This window comes from Nonomuraea guangzhouensis, assembly GCF_019396345.1.
GTDB classification, from domain to species: domain Bacteria; phylum Actinomycetota; class Actinomycetes; order Streptosporangiales; family Streptosporangiaceae; genus Nonomuraea; species Nonomuraea guangzhouensis.
The window spans coordinates 330,095-344,947 of record NZ_JAHKRM010000002.1; the positions used below are offsets into that span (position 1 = coordinate 330,095).

Annotated in this window: 14 protein-coding genes; 8 read left to right on the forward strand and 6 right to left on the reverse strand. The window is 69.9% G+C overall.

The features are described 5' to 3' along the window. Positions 1–153: 153 nt before the first annotated feature. Both KME78_RS04490 and KME78_RS04495 read left to right on the forward strand, forming a co-directional pair. Positions 154–714: an RNA polymerase sigma factor gene (locus KME78_RS04490; RefSeq protein WP_219527458.1), complete on the forward strand. Its 561-nt coding sequence runs from the start codon at positions 154–156 to the stop codon at positions 712–714. Next, positions 707–1,000, forward strand: coding sequence for a hypothetical protein (locus tag KME78_RS04495; RefSeq protein ID WP_219527459.1), 294 nt, complete (start codon positions 707–709; stop codon positions 998–1,000). The genes KME78_RS04490 and KME78_RS04495 overlap by 8 nt, the downstream gene beginning before the upstream one ends. A gap of 36 nt (positions 1,001–1,036) precedes the next feature. Here the strand turns inward: KME78_RS04495 and KME78_RS04500 are convergent, their stop codons facing one another. After that, on the reverse strand, positions 1,037–1,765 hold the full coding sequence (locus KME78_RS04500; RefSeq protein ID WP_219527460.1) for an AAA family ATPase: 729 nt from the start codon (positions 1,763–1,765) through the stop codon (positions 1,037–1,039). Between the two features lie 308 nt (positions 1,766–2,073). Here KME78_RS04500 and KME78_RS04505 point away from each other — a divergent pair, with 308 nt between their 5' ends. The 3 genes from KME78_RS04505 to KME78_RS04515 are packed head-to-tail and all read left to right on the forward strand — an operon-like array spanning position 2,074 to position 5,151. Next, positions 2,074–2,613 (forward strand): hypothetical protein, encoded by a 540-nt coding sequence (locus KME78_RS04505; RefSeq protein ID WP_246650387.1) that lies wholly within the window; start codon positions 2,074–2,076, stop codon positions 2,611–2,613. Positions 2,614–2,654: 41 nt separating this feature from the next. Continuing rightward, entirely contained in the window at positions 2,655–4,007 is a 1,353-nt protein-coding gene (locus tag KME78_RS04510) for a Dyp-type peroxidase (protein WP_219527461.1), read from the forward strand. A gap of 10 nt (positions 4,008–4,017) precedes the next feature. Beyond that, positions 4,018–5,151: a catalase family protein gene (locus tag KME78_RS04515; RefSeq protein ID WP_219527462.1), complete on the forward strand. Its 1,134-nt coding sequence runs from the start codon at positions 4,018–4,020 to the stop codon at positions 5,149–5,151. Positions 5,152–5,157: 6 nt separating this feature from the next. Here KME78_RS04515 and KME78_RS04520 read toward each other — a convergent pair whose 3' ends face one another. Genes KME78_RS04520 through KME78_RS04535 form a run of 4 tightly spaced genes read right to left on the reverse strand, consistent with a single transcriptional unit; the run spans position 5,158 to position 11,711 of the window. Next, positions 5,158–7,992 (reverse strand): poly(A) polymerase, encoded by a 2,835-nt coding sequence (locus tag KME78_RS04520; RefSeq protein ID WP_219527463.1) that lies wholly within the window; start codon positions 7,990–7,992, stop codon positions 5,158–5,160. Further along, positions 7,992–10,115 carry an RNA ligase family protein gene (locus KME78_RS04525; RefSeq protein ID WP_219527464.1) on the reverse strand — a complete coding sequence of 708 codons (2,124 nt, stop codon included), beginning with the start codon at positions 10,113–10,115 and terminating at the stop codon, positions 7,992–7,994. Before KME78_RS04525 ends, KME78_RS04520 begins: the two co-directional genes overlap by 1 nt. Positions 10,116–10,175: 60 nt before the next feature. Continuing rightward, positions 10,176–10,697, reverse strand: coding sequence for a hypothetical protein (locus KME78_RS04530; RefSeq protein WP_219527465.1), 522 nt, complete (start codon positions 10,695–10,697; stop codon positions 10,176–10,178). A gap of 9 nt (positions 10,698–10,706) precedes the next feature. Next, positions 10,707–11,711 (reverse strand): glycoside hydrolase family 113 protein, encoded by a 1,005-nt coding sequence (locus KME78_RS04535; protein WP_246650388.1) that lies wholly within the window; start codon positions 11,709–11,711, stop codon positions 10,707–10,709. A 54-nt stretch (positions 11,712–11,765) separates the two neighbouring features. Between KME78_RS04535 and KME78_RS04540 the strand changes: the two genes are divergently transcribed. Beyond that, positions 11,766–12,398: a TetR/AcrR family transcriptional regulator gene (locus KME78_RS04540; RefSeq protein WP_219527466.1), complete on the forward strand. Its 633-nt coding sequence runs from the start codon at positions 11,766–11,768 to the stop codon at positions 12,396–12,398. Here KME78_RS04540 and KME78_RS04545 read toward each other — a convergent pair. Beyond that, the gene (locus KME78_RS04545) at positions 12,352–12,834 is read right to left on the reverse strand and encodes an Lrp/AsnC family transcriptional regulator (RefSeq protein WP_246650390.1); all 483 of its coding nucleotides are present in this window, start codon (positions 12,832–12,834) and stop codon (positions 12,352–12,354) included. The genes KME78_RS04540 and KME78_RS04545 overlap by 47 nt on opposite strands. A 34-nt stretch (positions 12,835–12,868) precedes the next feature. On the opposite strand from KME78_RS04545, the gene KME78_RS04550 reads away from it, so the two are divergent. Further along, complete coding sequence (locus KME78_RS04550; RefSeq protein ID WP_219527467.1) at positions 12,869–13,786, forward strand: EamA family transporter; 918 nt, start codon at positions 12,869–12,871, stop codon at positions 13,784–13,786. Beyond that, positions 13,774–14,751 (forward strand): aldo/keto reductase, encoded by a 978-nt coding sequence (locus KME78_RS04555; protein ID WP_219527468.1) that lies wholly within the window; start codon positions 13,774–13,776, stop codon positions 14,749–14,751. Before KME78_RS04550 ends, KME78_RS04555 begins: the two co-directional genes overlap by 13 nt. The last annotated feature ends 102 nt before the right edge of the window (positions 14,752–14,853 follow it).

Here is a 14,853-nt window from a genome sequence, read left to right on the forward strand (position 1 = left end):
AGAATCCTTTGGTGGGGTGCGCACCTCTTATACCTGTACCGACAACAGCGTCGGGGCAGGTTCAGGAGGTTGACATGCTCGTTGGAATCGTCGTGGCGGCTGTGCTCGTGTGCGCGTGCACGGTCGTGGTGCTGCGTCGGCGGGGTCGTTCGCGTGGCTGAGGTGAGTTGGCCGGTTGAGCAGTTGGTCGTCGCCGCGCGGGAGGGCGACGTCGAGTCGATCGCCGCGTTGGTGTCCGGCGCGCACCCGCATGTGCGGCGATTCGCCCACTCGATGTGTGCCTCGCCAGAAGACGCGGAGGACGCCGCACAGGAGGCGTTGATCATTCTGTTCCGCAAGATCGGCACCTTGCGGGCGTCCGGTGCGCTGGCGTCGTGGATGTTCCGCATCGTCCGCAACGAGTGCCTGCGGCGGGCGCGGCAACTGGCGCACCACCACGAGCCGGTCGTGGACGCCACCGTGTGGTCGGCCGAGGAGGAGGTCTTGCAGCGCTGGGAGGCCGGCCGGGTGGCGGCGGCGATCGCTTCTCTGCCCGCTGATCAGCGACGCGTTCTGATCATGCGCGATGTTCTGGGCTATCACGGACGGGCGGTCGCCGACGCGCTCGGTCTCAGTGTCGCCGCGATGAAGTCGCGGCTGCATCGCGCCCGCACCACAGTGCACCGTACGCTGCAGGGCGCACCCGGCACAGCCATGGGAGACGACGATGACTGACGATCGCGGCTTTGCCAGCGCCTCGCTGCCCCGGCACCTGGTGCGCGGCGTGGTGGGGTTCGGCGCGCTGGTCGGTTCGGTCGCCCTGATTCCGGTGGTCGGGCTGGGCAGTTTGCTGCTCGTACCGGCTGGTCTGCTCGCCCTGCGGGGGTGTCCGACCTGCTGGGCCATCGGGTTGATCCAGACCATGTCGATGGGCCGGGTACGGCGCTCCTGCGTAGATGGCCGGTGTGAGCTGACCGTGGCCCACTCCGGGACATCGCACCACGCCGACGACAGCTCGTAACCGGCACCGCGAACAACAAGGCCGGCCCCTCTTGGCCTAGTCCATATCCAGGGCGTACCGCAGGTAGAAGTCCGGTTTGGCGAGGAAGCGTCGCCAGTGGTCAACCAACTGCAGCTCTTCCCATTCGGTGGTGCGGATGCCGTCGTCGCCGAGTTCGATGATCTGCGCGTCTGGGAGGCTGGCGAGGATCGGTGAGTGGGTGGAGCAGATGATCTGCCCACCCTCGCCGGCGACGCGGTTCATGAGGGCGACCAAGCGAACGCATGACTGGAACGACAGGGCGGCTTCGGGTTCGTCCATCAGATAGAGGCCCGGCCCGGACACCATGCGCTCAAGAACAGTGAAGAACCCTTCACCGTGGGATTGCTCCGTCAGGTCGTCTTCCCAGAATCCATACTGGCCGGACACGTTCTGTCCGAGGTTGAAGAGTGTTTCCGCGCGGAAGAAGAACGCTCGCCGCTTGAGGCGTGGCCCGTGAAGGAGTCGCAGCCCGGCTGCCGTGAGGTCGGCGTCAAGGACCTCCCCCAGCGGGGTGGCGGGTCCGGTGCTGGCGTACTTGGTACCGGCCTTGCCACCTTCGGAGTTGATGCCGCACACATCGGCGATCGCTTCCATGATGGTGGACTTTCCGGAGCCGTTCTCTCCGACGAGGAAGGCAACGGGGGCGGTGAATGTGAGACCTCGCTCAGCCAGGTGCCGAATGGGCGGCAGGGCGGCCGGCCAACCTGAAGGAAGCCGGCGGGCGGCTAGCTGGGTGAGCAACACGACTGACGCCTTTCTGCGGACTGGATCAGCCTACGGCGTGGGCGCATACGAGGCTGACAAGGGGATCTCGGGGTCGGGGTCGGCCGCCCGTCGTGTCCCACGCACGACCCGGTGCCGCTCCAGGACCGACTGTTTATAGACAGCCCCTTTGTTTTCGGCGGACCAAATCCCGACCACACTGGGAAATGAGGGCGATGGCGCCTCGTCCTGGAGTGCCTGGCTCCCCTCGGACGGATCCGCAGCAGGAGAGGTTCGCCATGACTGCGGCACCAGACGCAACCTCATCGGCTCAGCCCGAGCGCCCGGGCATGAAGGATGGGGTGTGCAGCGAGTTCACCGTCTTTACCAAGATCAAGCCGGGCCATGCGGACGCGCTGCGTGAGGATCTCGCCACGCTCGCCAGCGGATCATCTGACACGGATGCCCGTGCGGCGCTGCGCCAGATCGGTACCCTGCACGACGCGCGCCACGTGATTTTCGACAACGACACCCGGCACATGTTCGCCAGCGTCTTCGACGGCTCCTGGGACACCTACATCGACGACTTCGGCAAGACGGCGATCGGGGGCCGCTTCGACAAGGTCTTCTCGCATGCCGAAGGGTTCCCCGGCATCACCGACCCGAAGGTGAAGGACTGGTTCCTCGCCCAGCAGGCGCCCGCGGGGGTCTTCGTCAGCTCTTATCCGGATCTGACCGTTCAGCAGATCTGGAAGGACCAACGCGTGAACGAGGCGTTCCAGGCGGTGCTGGACACCCCCGAGTTCCGGGCGGCGCTGGACAACCCGGCGAACGCCGAGTTGCTGGCCACGCCGGCCTTCCAGAGGCTGATGGAGGAAGCCGCAGGCTAGAACCCGTAGGACAACCAACCCCTAGGGAGGCACAAGCGATCATGAACGCGGCGGCAAGCACGAGCGGCGCCAGCGTGCGCATCGAGATCGACGACGTCCAGAGCGGGGCACTGCATCCACGGCCCGCACCGTACGTGGGAAGGTTCGTCTTCCTACGTGTCGATGACCGCCACGCCGGGCGTTCGCTGCTGCGAAGGCTGCTCCCGGCGATCGAGGGTGGCTTCCCCAGCGTGGACCCGAGTCAGGATGCCTGGGTGGCGGTGGCGTTCACCTACCAGGGACTGCGGGCCCTGGGGGTGCCGCAGGAGTCGCTGGACAGCTTTCCGCGGGCGTTTCGCCAGGGCATGGCCGCGCGTGCGGATGTGATCGGTGACGTGGGCGAGAATGCCCCGGCCCACTGGGAGCCGCCGTTCGGAACAGGTGATGTGCATATCGCGTTGAGTGCCCTCTCCCCCGATGCGGCGCGGCTGGACAAGGCTCTGGAGCGAGCCCGCATCGCCTACCAGGACACGCCGGGTGTCCAGGTGATCTGGCAGCAGGAGGTCCGCCAGCTCCCGACCGGGCGTACCACCTTCGGCTTCCGCGACGGCATCAGCCATCCGAACATCGAGGGCCTCGGGCTGCCCGGCTCCAACCCCCAGGAAGCCCCCATCAAAGCCGGCGAGTTCATCCTCGGCTACCCCGACGAAACCGGCAATCTGCCGCCCATGCCCAGCCCCGATGCGCTGGGGCGCAACGGGACCTACGTCGCCGTACGCAAGATTCACACCAAGGTGGCGGCCTGGCGCCGGTACTTGCGCGCGAACACCTCCAGCGCCCAGGAAGAGGCGCTCCTGGCGGCGAAGATGGTCGGGCGCTGGCCCAGCGGGGCACCGTTGGCGCTGACCCCCGAGCACGACGACCCGGCGCTGGGCGCCGACCCGCACCGCAACAACGCCTTCATGTACCGGGAGAACGACGATCGCGGCTTCCGGTGCCCCGCCGGTGCGCACATCCGGCGTACCAATCCCCGCGATGCCACCATCATCGGCGACGCACGGATGCACCGCCTCATCCGCCGCGGCACCAGCTACGGCCCGCCGCTGCCGGAGGGCGTGCTGGAAGACGACGGCGTCGACCGGGGCCTGGTCGGAGTCTTCATCGGAGCCCATATCGAACGACAGTTTGAATTCATCAAAGCCGAGTGGGTCAACGACGGCAACTTCATCGGCTTCCCCGGTGAGAAGGACCCGGTAGCCGGGCATCACGGCGGAACCGGCAGCGCCACCATCCCGGAGAAACCGATCCGGCGCCGCCTGCGGAACCTGCCCAGCTTCGTGGTCACCCGAGGCGGCGAGTACTGCTTCCTGCCGGGCCTGCGCGCCCTGCGCTGGCTGGCCGGACTGGAAGACTGAGGGAGGAGAGATGGGCGGGCACAAGCCATCGCGGTTCATCCCTTACACACCAGACGTCGAAGCCGCCGTCCCCGATTTCGACGAGCTGCTGCGGACGGTGATCGCCAAGACCGAGCGGTACATCGCCGAATCGGTGACCGCCGAAGGCAGCGGCCAGGCCGTCCGTGACGCGCACGCCAAGGGATACGGGCTCGTCAGAGGAGAAGTCGAGATCCTCGACCAGCTACCCGCCGAGTACGCGCAAGGCATCTACGCCACACCGGGACGGCACGACGCGCTCGTCCGCTTCTCCAACGGCTCACCTCACGCGGGCGCCGACGCGCGCCTCGGCCGCGCGACCGGGCTGGCGCTGAAGATGTTCGGCATCCAGGGTCCGACCCTGCTGGAGGACGAGCCCGACACCGGCACCTTCGACTACACCCTCATCAACGCGCCGGTCTTCTTCTGCAACACCGTGAAGCACTACCTGTTCATCCAGGAACTGTTCCTCGACGCGCCGAAGTACTTCGCCCAGGGCGCGCCCGGCCGGCATCGCTTCTACCGGGAGTTCGTGACCGGCAAGGGAAGCCTGGCCGAGGACGAGTGGGCATGGGACGAGTTCCTGGCCTTCCTCGCGGTGTCACAGCGGCCCTTGGTGAACGTGTTGCTGTCGACCTACTTCACGATGGGCGCGGTACGGCACGGCGACTACATCGCCAAGGTGCGCCTCGCCCCCGACCCCGCCTCGGCTGCCGCGATCGTCCATCGCGCCATCGACCTGGCAGCCGCGGACGAGGTCTTCCGGCCGGCCTTGGTGGCCGAGATGAGGGACCGGCCCTACGCGTTCGACATCCAGGTCCAGCTCTGCGCCGACCTGAACCGCATGCCGGTCGAGGACCTCACCGTCGAGTGGCCCGAGCGGCTGTCCCCGTTCGTCACGGTCGCCAGGTTGCGCCTGCCACAGCAGGACATCTCGGACGAGGAGACCCTCAAGAAGATGGATGCGCTCTCCTTCACCCCGTGGCGGGTGACGGCCGAACACGCGCCGCTCGGCGAGATCATGCGGGCCCGCGAGGAGGTCTATCGCCGTTCCTCCCTCCAGCGTCACCGGCTCAACCAGCAGGAGCGCAGGGAGCCGCGCAGCGCTGATGAGGTCTCGTCGTGATGGTGGTCAGTGACCGCTCAGGGTCGGTACGACGCCGCGCTCAACCCATTCGACCGTGACGCCGGACATGTGCCTGGCCCATCTGCCGGTGATCTCGCTGAGCTGTTCGGCCCGCGGAGGCGTGCGGCCCAGGCCGATCGCGTAGCGGGCCTGCCGCGGGCCGCTCTCGAACGGGTGTGGCCACGCGTGGACGTCCGGCGTCCCGGCCTCTTCCAGGGCGGTGAGCAGCTCCAGCATGCGTCCTCTGACGCGCCCCAGCACCGCGTCGAGCTCCTCAGGGCGGTCGGAGCGTACGGTCAGCACCGCCCAGGCCGCGTGACGGCGGTGGAGGGGCGGCGGGGAGAGCAGCTCCGCGGACCTGCCGTTCTCCGTGAGCTCCCATGCCTGATAGAGCTCCTGGGTGAGCCGGTCCAGACCGCCCGGGGTGACTTGGCGAGCGCAGTTGCGTACGGGGGCGCTGGGCGTCATCACGGTCATCGCAGCCGGGGCGGCCGGGGTGGAGTCGGGGGTGAGGGCGACCGGCTCGTGCCAGTCCCAGGCTGCCCATGTGCTGAAGAAGTGGTGGAGGAGATCTTCGCCGGCGGCGTCGAGGACGGTGCGTGCGGCCAGCACCGCCCACGCCAGACCGGGCAGGCCGCCGAACGGGGCCGCGTCCAGGCCCTTCGCCCGGGCCCACGCCTTCACCTCGCGGGCGAGGCGGGCGAAACGCTGGTGTGCGGGACCCACCGCGGCGCGGATCGCGTCCGCGTCACTGACCGCGCTCAGGGCGATGGCCGCCGCCTCGCCCAGTTCGGCGCGGCGGGGCACGAGCTGCGCCGGGGGGATCTGGTCGGTTGGTACCACGGTCAGGTCGACGTCCAGGTCGGACACGCGCATTCGCAGGCCTGGCACCCGGGCGCCGATCACCTGCCGCAGCCGGACGGCCTCGGGCAGCGCCACCCGTACCCGCGCCGCCACGTCGTCCGTACCGGTGTCCGGGAGGGCCGCCACCAGGTCCAGGTCGGCTGCGGGGAGTGCGCAACCCATCCGCCGGGAGCCTGCGACGTGCACGATTCCGGGACTCAGCGCCTCCGACAGGCGGCGAGTGACACGATCGGCCAGGTCGTTCAGGTCCGGAACCGGCGCGGGCGCGAGCGCGGGCGGAGCGGCGGTGGGCTCGGGCGTGGCGGGCTCAGGAAGCCATCGGAGTTCGCCTGTGCCCAGGGTGATCACCGCGCGCGGGCGCATGGGTTCGTCCGCTCGCCGCGACAGCAGCACGATCGCCCCGACGTGGGCGATCATCGCGTCGAGCCGGATGCCCGCATGGTGCGGGGCGGCCACGCGGCCCAGGGTCAGGTGCGGGATGAAGCCGTCCGGGCGGCCCGCGCAGCGGGGGAAGCGCTGGTGGAGGACGTGACGCAGGCGGGCCCATGGGGCGGGGTCGGCGGCGGCCGGGTCGAGCCAGATGGTCGTGTCCTGGCGGTGCTGGAAGGAGCGGATGCCCTCCAGTCGTACGGCGAACGGCTGCACTTCGGCGACCGCCGCGGCCAGCAACGGCGCCGCCGCCTCGAACGCCGACTCCGGCACGAACCCGAAGAGCAGGTTGACGTGCGGCGGCCAGCGGTCAACCTGCGGATCATGTGCCCGGCGGAGCTCCTGGATGGGTGGCCACAGCTCCTCCGGCGGAATCCACGCCACCGCCGTACGCGCGGTCGGCGGCACGTCCAGCACCCCGGCGGGCCCGCTGTCCGTAACATCGAGGACGCTGTCCGTGACGTCGAGGACGGCTTCCACCCCGTAGTGGTCGGAAACGTACAGCCCGCCGGGATCGGGTGTGTCGCCGCGCAGGGCGGCCGCGACGGTCCGGGGACGGCCGCGCACCAGCACGCGGTCCAGCCGGGAGGCCCGCCCGGACAGCGAGGACAGCGCCGCCAGCGGGTTGGCGCGCGGGTCGAACGTGGGCGTGTGATCGCCGGCCCCGTACGCCTCCGTCCAGGCGTCGCGGAGCCCGAGGGCCGACGCGGGGACGTCGGTGCCGTCGTTGAAGTCGCCCATCAGGACCAGGTCGCCCTCGACACCGGCCAGCCCTTCGGCGATCCGGGCGAGCTCGGATCGCCGCCGCGCCGCGCCGTCGGCGGTGTGGTCGCTGGTCAGGTGGGTGGTGGCGACGACGAGCGGGCCGGCGGCGGTCTCGGTGGCGAGGGCGGCGACCGCCTTGTACGGGCCGAGCCGGTGCCAGGCCGCCTCCCGGACAGGCAGCCGGCTGAGCAGCAGCAACCCGCTGTCGGCGACGTCCTCGCCTCCCGGGTCGGTGCCGACTGTGTAGCGGGCCCGCACCCACGGGGCGGCCAGCAGGAGCGACAGCAGCGCTGGCTCGACCTCCTGCAGCGCGATGACGTCGGCGTCGGCCGCTTCCAGGGCCGCCAGCAGCAGGGGACGGCGCCGCGCGGTGTCGATACGGTCGCTGTCGTAGCGGTCCCACAGTGTGTTCCAGGTCAGGAGGCGGACGGCCCCTACGGTGGACGACTTCGCCGTGGCCGCTCCCTGCCAGCCGGCGGCCGGGTCCCAGGTGTGCGGGGTTCTGGCGCTGAAGAAGGGCGCGCGCAGGCGGCGCGGGGCGCGTACCCGGCCGGCGTCGCAGGTGTCGATCCGGTCCAGTCCGGTGGCGCGGTCCCATACCAGCTCGCCGTCCGCCTCGACGAACAGCACCCGGTGCCACGGGACGTCGCCGCCGGGCACGAAGGTGGGCAGCGGGATGCGCTTGGGGTCGGCGCCCCACTGGCCGACGCCGAGCACGAAACGCGACGGGTCGAAGCGCGGATCCCAGCGGACCCGGTGGTAGATCTCCTCGCTGGTACGCATCAAGCCTCACCCCCGTCCCGGTCTTCGACGGTCCCGGACGCGCCGACGTACCAGGTGCGATGGGCCTGACCGGGATAAGGCGGGACGAACCTCCGCACCTGATTGGCCAGCACGTGCGGCGGCACCGGATGGGCCCGACGGGCGTTGCGCCGGTGCAGTTCGTCCTCCTCCACCAGCGCGACGGCGTGCGTCGTCAGCGCGTCGCGGCGGCGCGCGACGGCATGGACCAGGGAACGCTGGGGCTGGTTGAGCGAGGTGGCGTCCCAGACCACGGTGCCGCCGGCCGCCAGGGCGGCGTCGAGCCGGGCCAGCCCCTCGCCGAGCACGTCCCGGTTGGCCCGCTGGTCCGCCCGCGAACCTCTGGCATCGCGCAGATCGTCCAGTGACAGGTACGCGTCGATCCCCGGCAGGCCGGCCGCGAACGTGCTCTTCCCACTGCCCGACGGTCCGACCAGGTGCACCAGCCGGGGGAACCGCCTCGACCGCCACCGCCAGGTCGCCGCCACGGCCTCCTCGACCGTGGTGATCCTTCCACTGGCCCAGGCGTCACGCGCCTCCGCCCAGCACCGCTCGGCCGCCTCCTCACCGACGCCGGCCAGTGCCTCGCGCAGACCGGCCCGCAACGGCTCCAGCGGTCCCGGGCCGAGCAGCCCGGCCTCCTCGGCGTGCAGGGCCGACCATTCGACCTGCTCACGCTCCTGGCCGGCCTCATCGTCCACGCGCCCCGCCAGCACGGCCGCCGCCACGGCGTGCAGCACGCCCAGGTCAGCGGCCAACGCCATGCGCCCCAGCCCGGCACGCCGCTCCTCGTCCGGGTACGGCCGGCGCAGCGCGCCGTGCAGCCCGGCCAGGTCCGCGACCCGCCGCGCCAGCCGCATGCCCAGCGGCCCCGCCAGCCCGGCCGCCAACCGGGCCCGCGGCATGGACCGCAGCGCCACGGCCAGCACACCCGCCAGCCGGGCATCCCCACACCGGCCGAGTACGTTCAGCCGAGCCGACACCTCGGCCACCGCCTCCGGGACGACGTCCTTCGCTTCTGCTTGGGTGAGGTCCACCGCTTCGGCTCGGGCGATGTCCTTCGCTTCGGCCTGGGTGAGGTCCACCGCGGCCAGCAGGGCGTTCACCTCGCAGTCCGCGCCCGAGCGCACCGACCACAGCGCCGACCTGGGGCCGAGCGCGTTCGGCACGACGCTCGCGTGCATCCAGTGCGTGCCGGTCCGTACGTGCTCGCGACGCACCCACTTGGCCACCCGCCCCGCGAACTCGCCCCGCTCGAACCCCTCGACGGCCCGCACGACGTAGCCCTCTTGCCGCTCGGCGTTCAGCCGCAGTCCGCGCAGCGCCCGCTCGTCGAAGACGCCGCGCCACAGCACCGGCGGGACGGGAATCCCCAGCTCACGCAGGAAGGTGACCGTGTGGTCCCAGTCCAGGCATCGATCGCCGTCCCAGACCGAGAAGCCGTAGAACCAGCTCTCCAGCCCCTGGTACGCGATGGAGTGCCGGGCGTACATGTTCTCCCCGCACACCCGCCACCCCGCCGGGATCCGTTCACCGATCCGTCCTTGCAGGCCCTTGACCCATGCCCGGGAGGGATGGTGCGCCGAGTCCAGCGATCGGGCGTGCATCCCGTCCGCGTACAGGGTGGTGTTCTCTCCGTCGAGCTTCTCCGTGACCACGACCTCGCGCCCGCGCAGCCCGGACAGATCTCCCGCGCGAACATCGTCCGGCGTCACGCCGGGCGACCAGGGCAGGTGAGGGGTACGCGGATAGTGCACGCGCATGATCTCTCCCCTGCCGCCCCTTGAAACTGGAGTCACTGTACAAGCGGCAGGAAAGCGCCTCCATCGAATAAACGGCCAGGCGTCAGGACTACACGGGCCGGAATCGACGTCCGGCACCCAGTACCTCCGGTCGGACGGCGGCGGCAGGACGGCGGCGGGCAGGTGGCGGATCAGCGTCTGGAGCGTCGGCCGCGCGTTCTGGCGATGCCACACGACGGACCAGGGATGCAGCGGCGTCGGATCGACGCTCGGGATCCGGCGCAGGTCGTGTACGCGGCCGAACGCCACATCGATCTCCTGCCGCCGCAGCGCGGGGATCGCCACCGACAGTCCTTGCCTCATGCTCAGCTCGACCCGCAACCGGGGATCGAGATCGCACGCTTCGCGGCCTCTAGACGATCATCAAACCTCGGCCTCCCAGTGCGGGGTATGCGATTCGATCGGCTCCGGCAGGCGGATCCGCCCGTTCGAGAGAACGAGCGGTTCGATCTCCACGCTCTCGCAGAAGCGCAGGTAACCCACGAAGAACTCGGCACCGCCGGCCCGTGCGTTGACCGAGCACCGGCCGAGCCAATCCAGCAGCGTCCGGAGCAGGTAGAACTCGTCGGGATGCACTTCTTGGCGTACCGTCAGCGCCCAGCCGTCAGCTCGCTCCCGCTCGGCCAGCTCGGCGACGAGTGCGCCGCCCACCCAATGCGCGGCGCCGCGCCGCGTGAACGCGGGCTCTGCTTCCGCCGTCTCCCACTCGCAACCGGGGTCGTCGGGGTCACCGAGCGGATAGGCCTCCAGATAGTTGTCCGTGCCGATCGGCAGTCGCTCGGGTCGTGGCCCCTGCCCCACATGCCACCGCAGCTCGGCAAGCTCGTCGTCGGTGATGTCAGCGCGAATATCCACCGTCAGCGCGAGTTCGTAGATGTCTCCCACCGGCACACCCTACTGAGCCGGACCATAGTGGCGGGCGAGGGCATGGAACGCCTCTTTCGGCTCCCAAGGCATGCCGGGATAGGTCTCGCTCTGGGTGCCGTCGAGCATCTTGACGATGCCGTACGAGCCGAGGTCGAGGTCGTCGCGGGGGTTGGCGCGGTGCGGGAGTTCGAACCCGGCGAAGCTGAACCAGAAGACGGTGTCCATGCCCACCTCGTCGAAGACGGTCAGCAACTCGTCCATGTAGCGGACCTGCTCGCCCTCGTCGCGTACGGTGCCGGGCTTGACGTGGCCGTCCTCGACGACGGTCCACCCGCCGGCGCCCCAGTCGCCCGCGCCCTGGAAGGTGCAGCAGCCGGCTTCGGTGACGGCGACGGGCTTGCCGTGGGTGAAGTGCTCCCGCAGGTCCGCGCGGAAGGTGGCGGCGTTGTGCTGGTTGCGGTAGGCGTCCACGCCGACGATGTCGAAGGGCGTCCAGTCGACGTACTCGATGGGGATGGACGCGTAGCTGATCGGGCCGCCGAAGCGGGGGCGTACGGAGGCGGCGACGCGGGCGAGGAAGGCGTTGACGGGATCGGGTAGCGAGGCCAGCGCCGCGGCGCGCTCCTCGGGCGTGGCGCGCAGGACCTGCATGCGCTCGGTGAAGGTGTCGCCGGGCAGGTAGCCACGGGCGAACAGACTCAGCTCGCACCCGGTCACGAACACGACGTCGGCCCCCTGACGACGGAGCGCCTCGGCGCGGTCGGCGCAGTCGTCGAAGTAGGGCAGCATCTCCTGCTCGGTCAGCTCGCACGGGAACGGTGAGAACCACACCGCCAGCCCGGCGTCGGCGGCGGCCCGGGCCGCGACGGTGAGCCGTTCGGGGTCGCCTCCGGTGATACGGACGGCGTCGCAGTGCAGGTCGTCGGCGATGATCCGCATCTCCCGCGCCACCGTCTCGGGGTCGAAGACGCTGCGGGTGGTGTCGCCGTTGGGGAAGGTGCCGGTGTCGTACTGCACGCCCTTGCTGCGCATGACTGCTCCATAAGGTTCGCTTTGTATCTTAAGTTTGAGGATAAGATACATGCTGTGCCTAACGAAAACGCAAGGCGTCGGCGGGGCGCGGAGCTCGAGGCGGCTCTGCTGGAGGCGGCCTGGGAGGAACTGCGCGCCGTCGGCTACCACGAGCTCACCTACGACGCCGTGGCCGCGCGCGCTCGGACCAGCAGGACGGTGCTCTATCGCCGCTGGCCGCACCGGCGTGACCTGGTCCTGGCCGCCCTACGCCACCAGGCGCCGCCGATTCCGCCGCCCATTCCCGACACCGGCTCTTTGCGTACGGACCTGCTGACCCTGTTCCGCATGGTCAGCACCCGCATGATCGAACTTTCCCCGATCCTCCAGGCGATCGGCGACGGCCGGGCAGACGGCAGCGATCTCACCGATTACCTGCACGAGCGCGTCGGCCAGGCCGGCCGTCGGGAGATGGACGTCGTGCTTGAACGTGCCGCGCTGCGCGGTGAGATCGACCAGGTCCGGATTCCGGCCAGAGCCGCCGTGGCACCCTTCACGCTCGTCGCCGTCGAGACGCTGCTCAACCACCGCCCGCTGCCCGAAGACGCGCTCGCCGAGATCGTCGACCACATCGTCCTGCCGTTGATCGCGCACCACGGTCTCACTCCAGGGGCAGGGGGCGGCGCGGCACCGGAGCGGTGTGAATGAGAGACGTGGTCGTCTGACCGTACGGAGTGAACAGGTCGAGGATCGGTTCGAGCTCGTCGACCGACCGCAGGTGCATCGTGAAGTAGAAGCAGTCGTCGCCGGTCATCCTGTAGCACTCGACGATCTGCGGAACTTCCTGGGCGATCTTGGAGATGCGGCGCAGTTCCCGGATCGCCGGACGGATCCGGACCATCACCGTGACCGGGAAACCCAGCGCCCGCGGGTCGACCTCGGCGTGATAGCCGGTGATCACTCCCGTCTCCTCCAGCCGCTGCACCCTCTCGGCCACCGCGGGGGCCGACAGGGCGACCCGCCGGCCCAGCTCGGCGAAGCTCAATCTGGCGTCGACCTGCAGCTCGGCGAGAATACGAAGGTCGAGGGCGTCCATTCCCTTGGGTTCGTATGCCCGCTCGGGTCTGATCCTTCGATTCGCCATTCTCCTAAATTACGGGCTGGCCAACGATGGGGGCATGTCGCATACCGGCCCTCGTGCTGTCCTCTCCGCGGCACCTCCATGGACCTATTTCCTGGGGAGCGCCGTCTTCCACTACCTCGGCCCGGCTTTCGCCGTGCTCCTGTTCAGCAGGCTCGCCCCGCTCGGGGTCGCGGGGCTGAGGATCTGGAGCGCCGCGCTCGTTTTCGCGCTCTGGCGCTGCCCCTGGCGGACCCTCGCCCGGCTCGACGCCGAGGGGCGTCGGTTGATCATCGCCTGGGCCGCGGTGCTCGCGGCCATGAACGTCTGTTTCTACCTGGCGATCGCCCGCGTGCCTCTGGGAACCGTCGCCGCGATCGAGTTCCTGCCGGTCATCGTGCTGGCCGCGCTCGGTGCCCGTACCGTCCGCAACCTCGTGGCACTCGTGGCGGCCGTCGGCGGTGTCTACGTGCTGACCGGCATCCGGCTGGCCGGGGACCCGCTGGGGCTGGTGTTCGCCTTCGCCAACGCGGCGCTGTTCGCCGCCTACATCGTGCTGGCCCACCGTACGGCCCGGCGGCCGAGCGACGTCAGCGGCATCGACGGGCTGGCCGCCGCCATGCTCGTCGCCTGCGTGTTCGTCGCGCCGGTGGGCCTCTGGCAGGCCGCTCCCGCGCTGCTCGACCCGGTCACGCTCGCCGCCGGGATCGGGGTGGGGATCTGTTCGTCGGTGATCCCGTACGTGTGCGACCAGCTCGCCATGGCACGCATCGCCCGCTCCACGTACGCGCTGCTGGTGGCGCTGCTTCCGGCCACGGCGACGGTGATCGGCGTCGTGGTGCTCCGGCAGCTTCCCTCGCTCGCCGAGCTCGCCGGAGTCGCCCTCGTGGTGTTCTCGGTCGCCCTGCACCGCGAGCTCCGGACTCCGCCTGCCAAGGAGATCCTTCAGGAAGGTAAGACGACATGCGCTACGTGAAGCTGGGCTCGTCGGGGCTGCGGGTGTCCCGGATCTGCCTGGGCATGATGAGCTATGGCGATCCCCGTTCCTGGGAGTGGATCCTGCGCGAGGACGCGGCCGAGCCGATCGTGCGGCGCGCGGTCGAGGCGGGTGTGACGTTCTTCGACACCGCCGACATGTACTCGGACGGCGTGAGCGAGGAGATCACCGGGCGGCTGCTCGCCAAGCTCTTCGCCCGCCGCGACGACTACGTTCTCGCCACGAAGGTCTACTTCCCGACGGGACGGGGCCCGAACGACCGAGGGCTGTCCCGCAAGCACGTACTGGCCGCCATCGACGCCTCGCTGACCAGGCTTGGAACCGACTATGTCGATCTGTACCAGATCCACCGCTGGGACCACGAGACCCCGATCGAGGAGACCATGGAGGCTCTGCACGACGTGGTGCGGGCCGGCAAGGCGCGGTACATCGGGGCCTCCAGCATGTACGCCTGGCAGTTCGCCAAAGCGCAGCACACTGCTCAGACGGCCGGCTGGACCCGGTTCGTGTCGATGCAGAACCACTACAACCTGGTGTACCGGGAGGAGGAGCGAGAGATGATCCCGCTCTGCCTGGATCAGGGAGTGGGCGTCATCCCGTGGAGCCCATTGGCGCGCGGACTGCTCACGGGCAGCCGCTGGCGCGACGGCCGGCGGCGTACGGTCCGATCCGGCAGCGACCTGCTGGCCGACAGCATGTACGAGGACGCGGACTTCGATGTCGTCGACGTCGTACGTGCGCTCGCCGACGAACGAGGCCTGCCTCCGGCGCAGCTCGCGCTCGCCTGGCTGCTCGGGAGGTCCGGAGTGGCCGCGCCGATCGTCGGGGCGAGCAAGGTGCGTCATCTGGATGACGCGATCGCGGCGGTGGATGTGTCCCTGAGCGGCGAGGAGGCGGCCCGCCTGGAGGCTCCCTACCTGCCCCACCGGATCATCGGGCACTAGCCACGTTCCGTCTCGATCTCGAACGGCCCATGGACGGGGAAAGTTATCGGCTCGGCCGCAGGGGGCTGACGCGTGTCGTTCTTCATGAGATCACGTACGCAC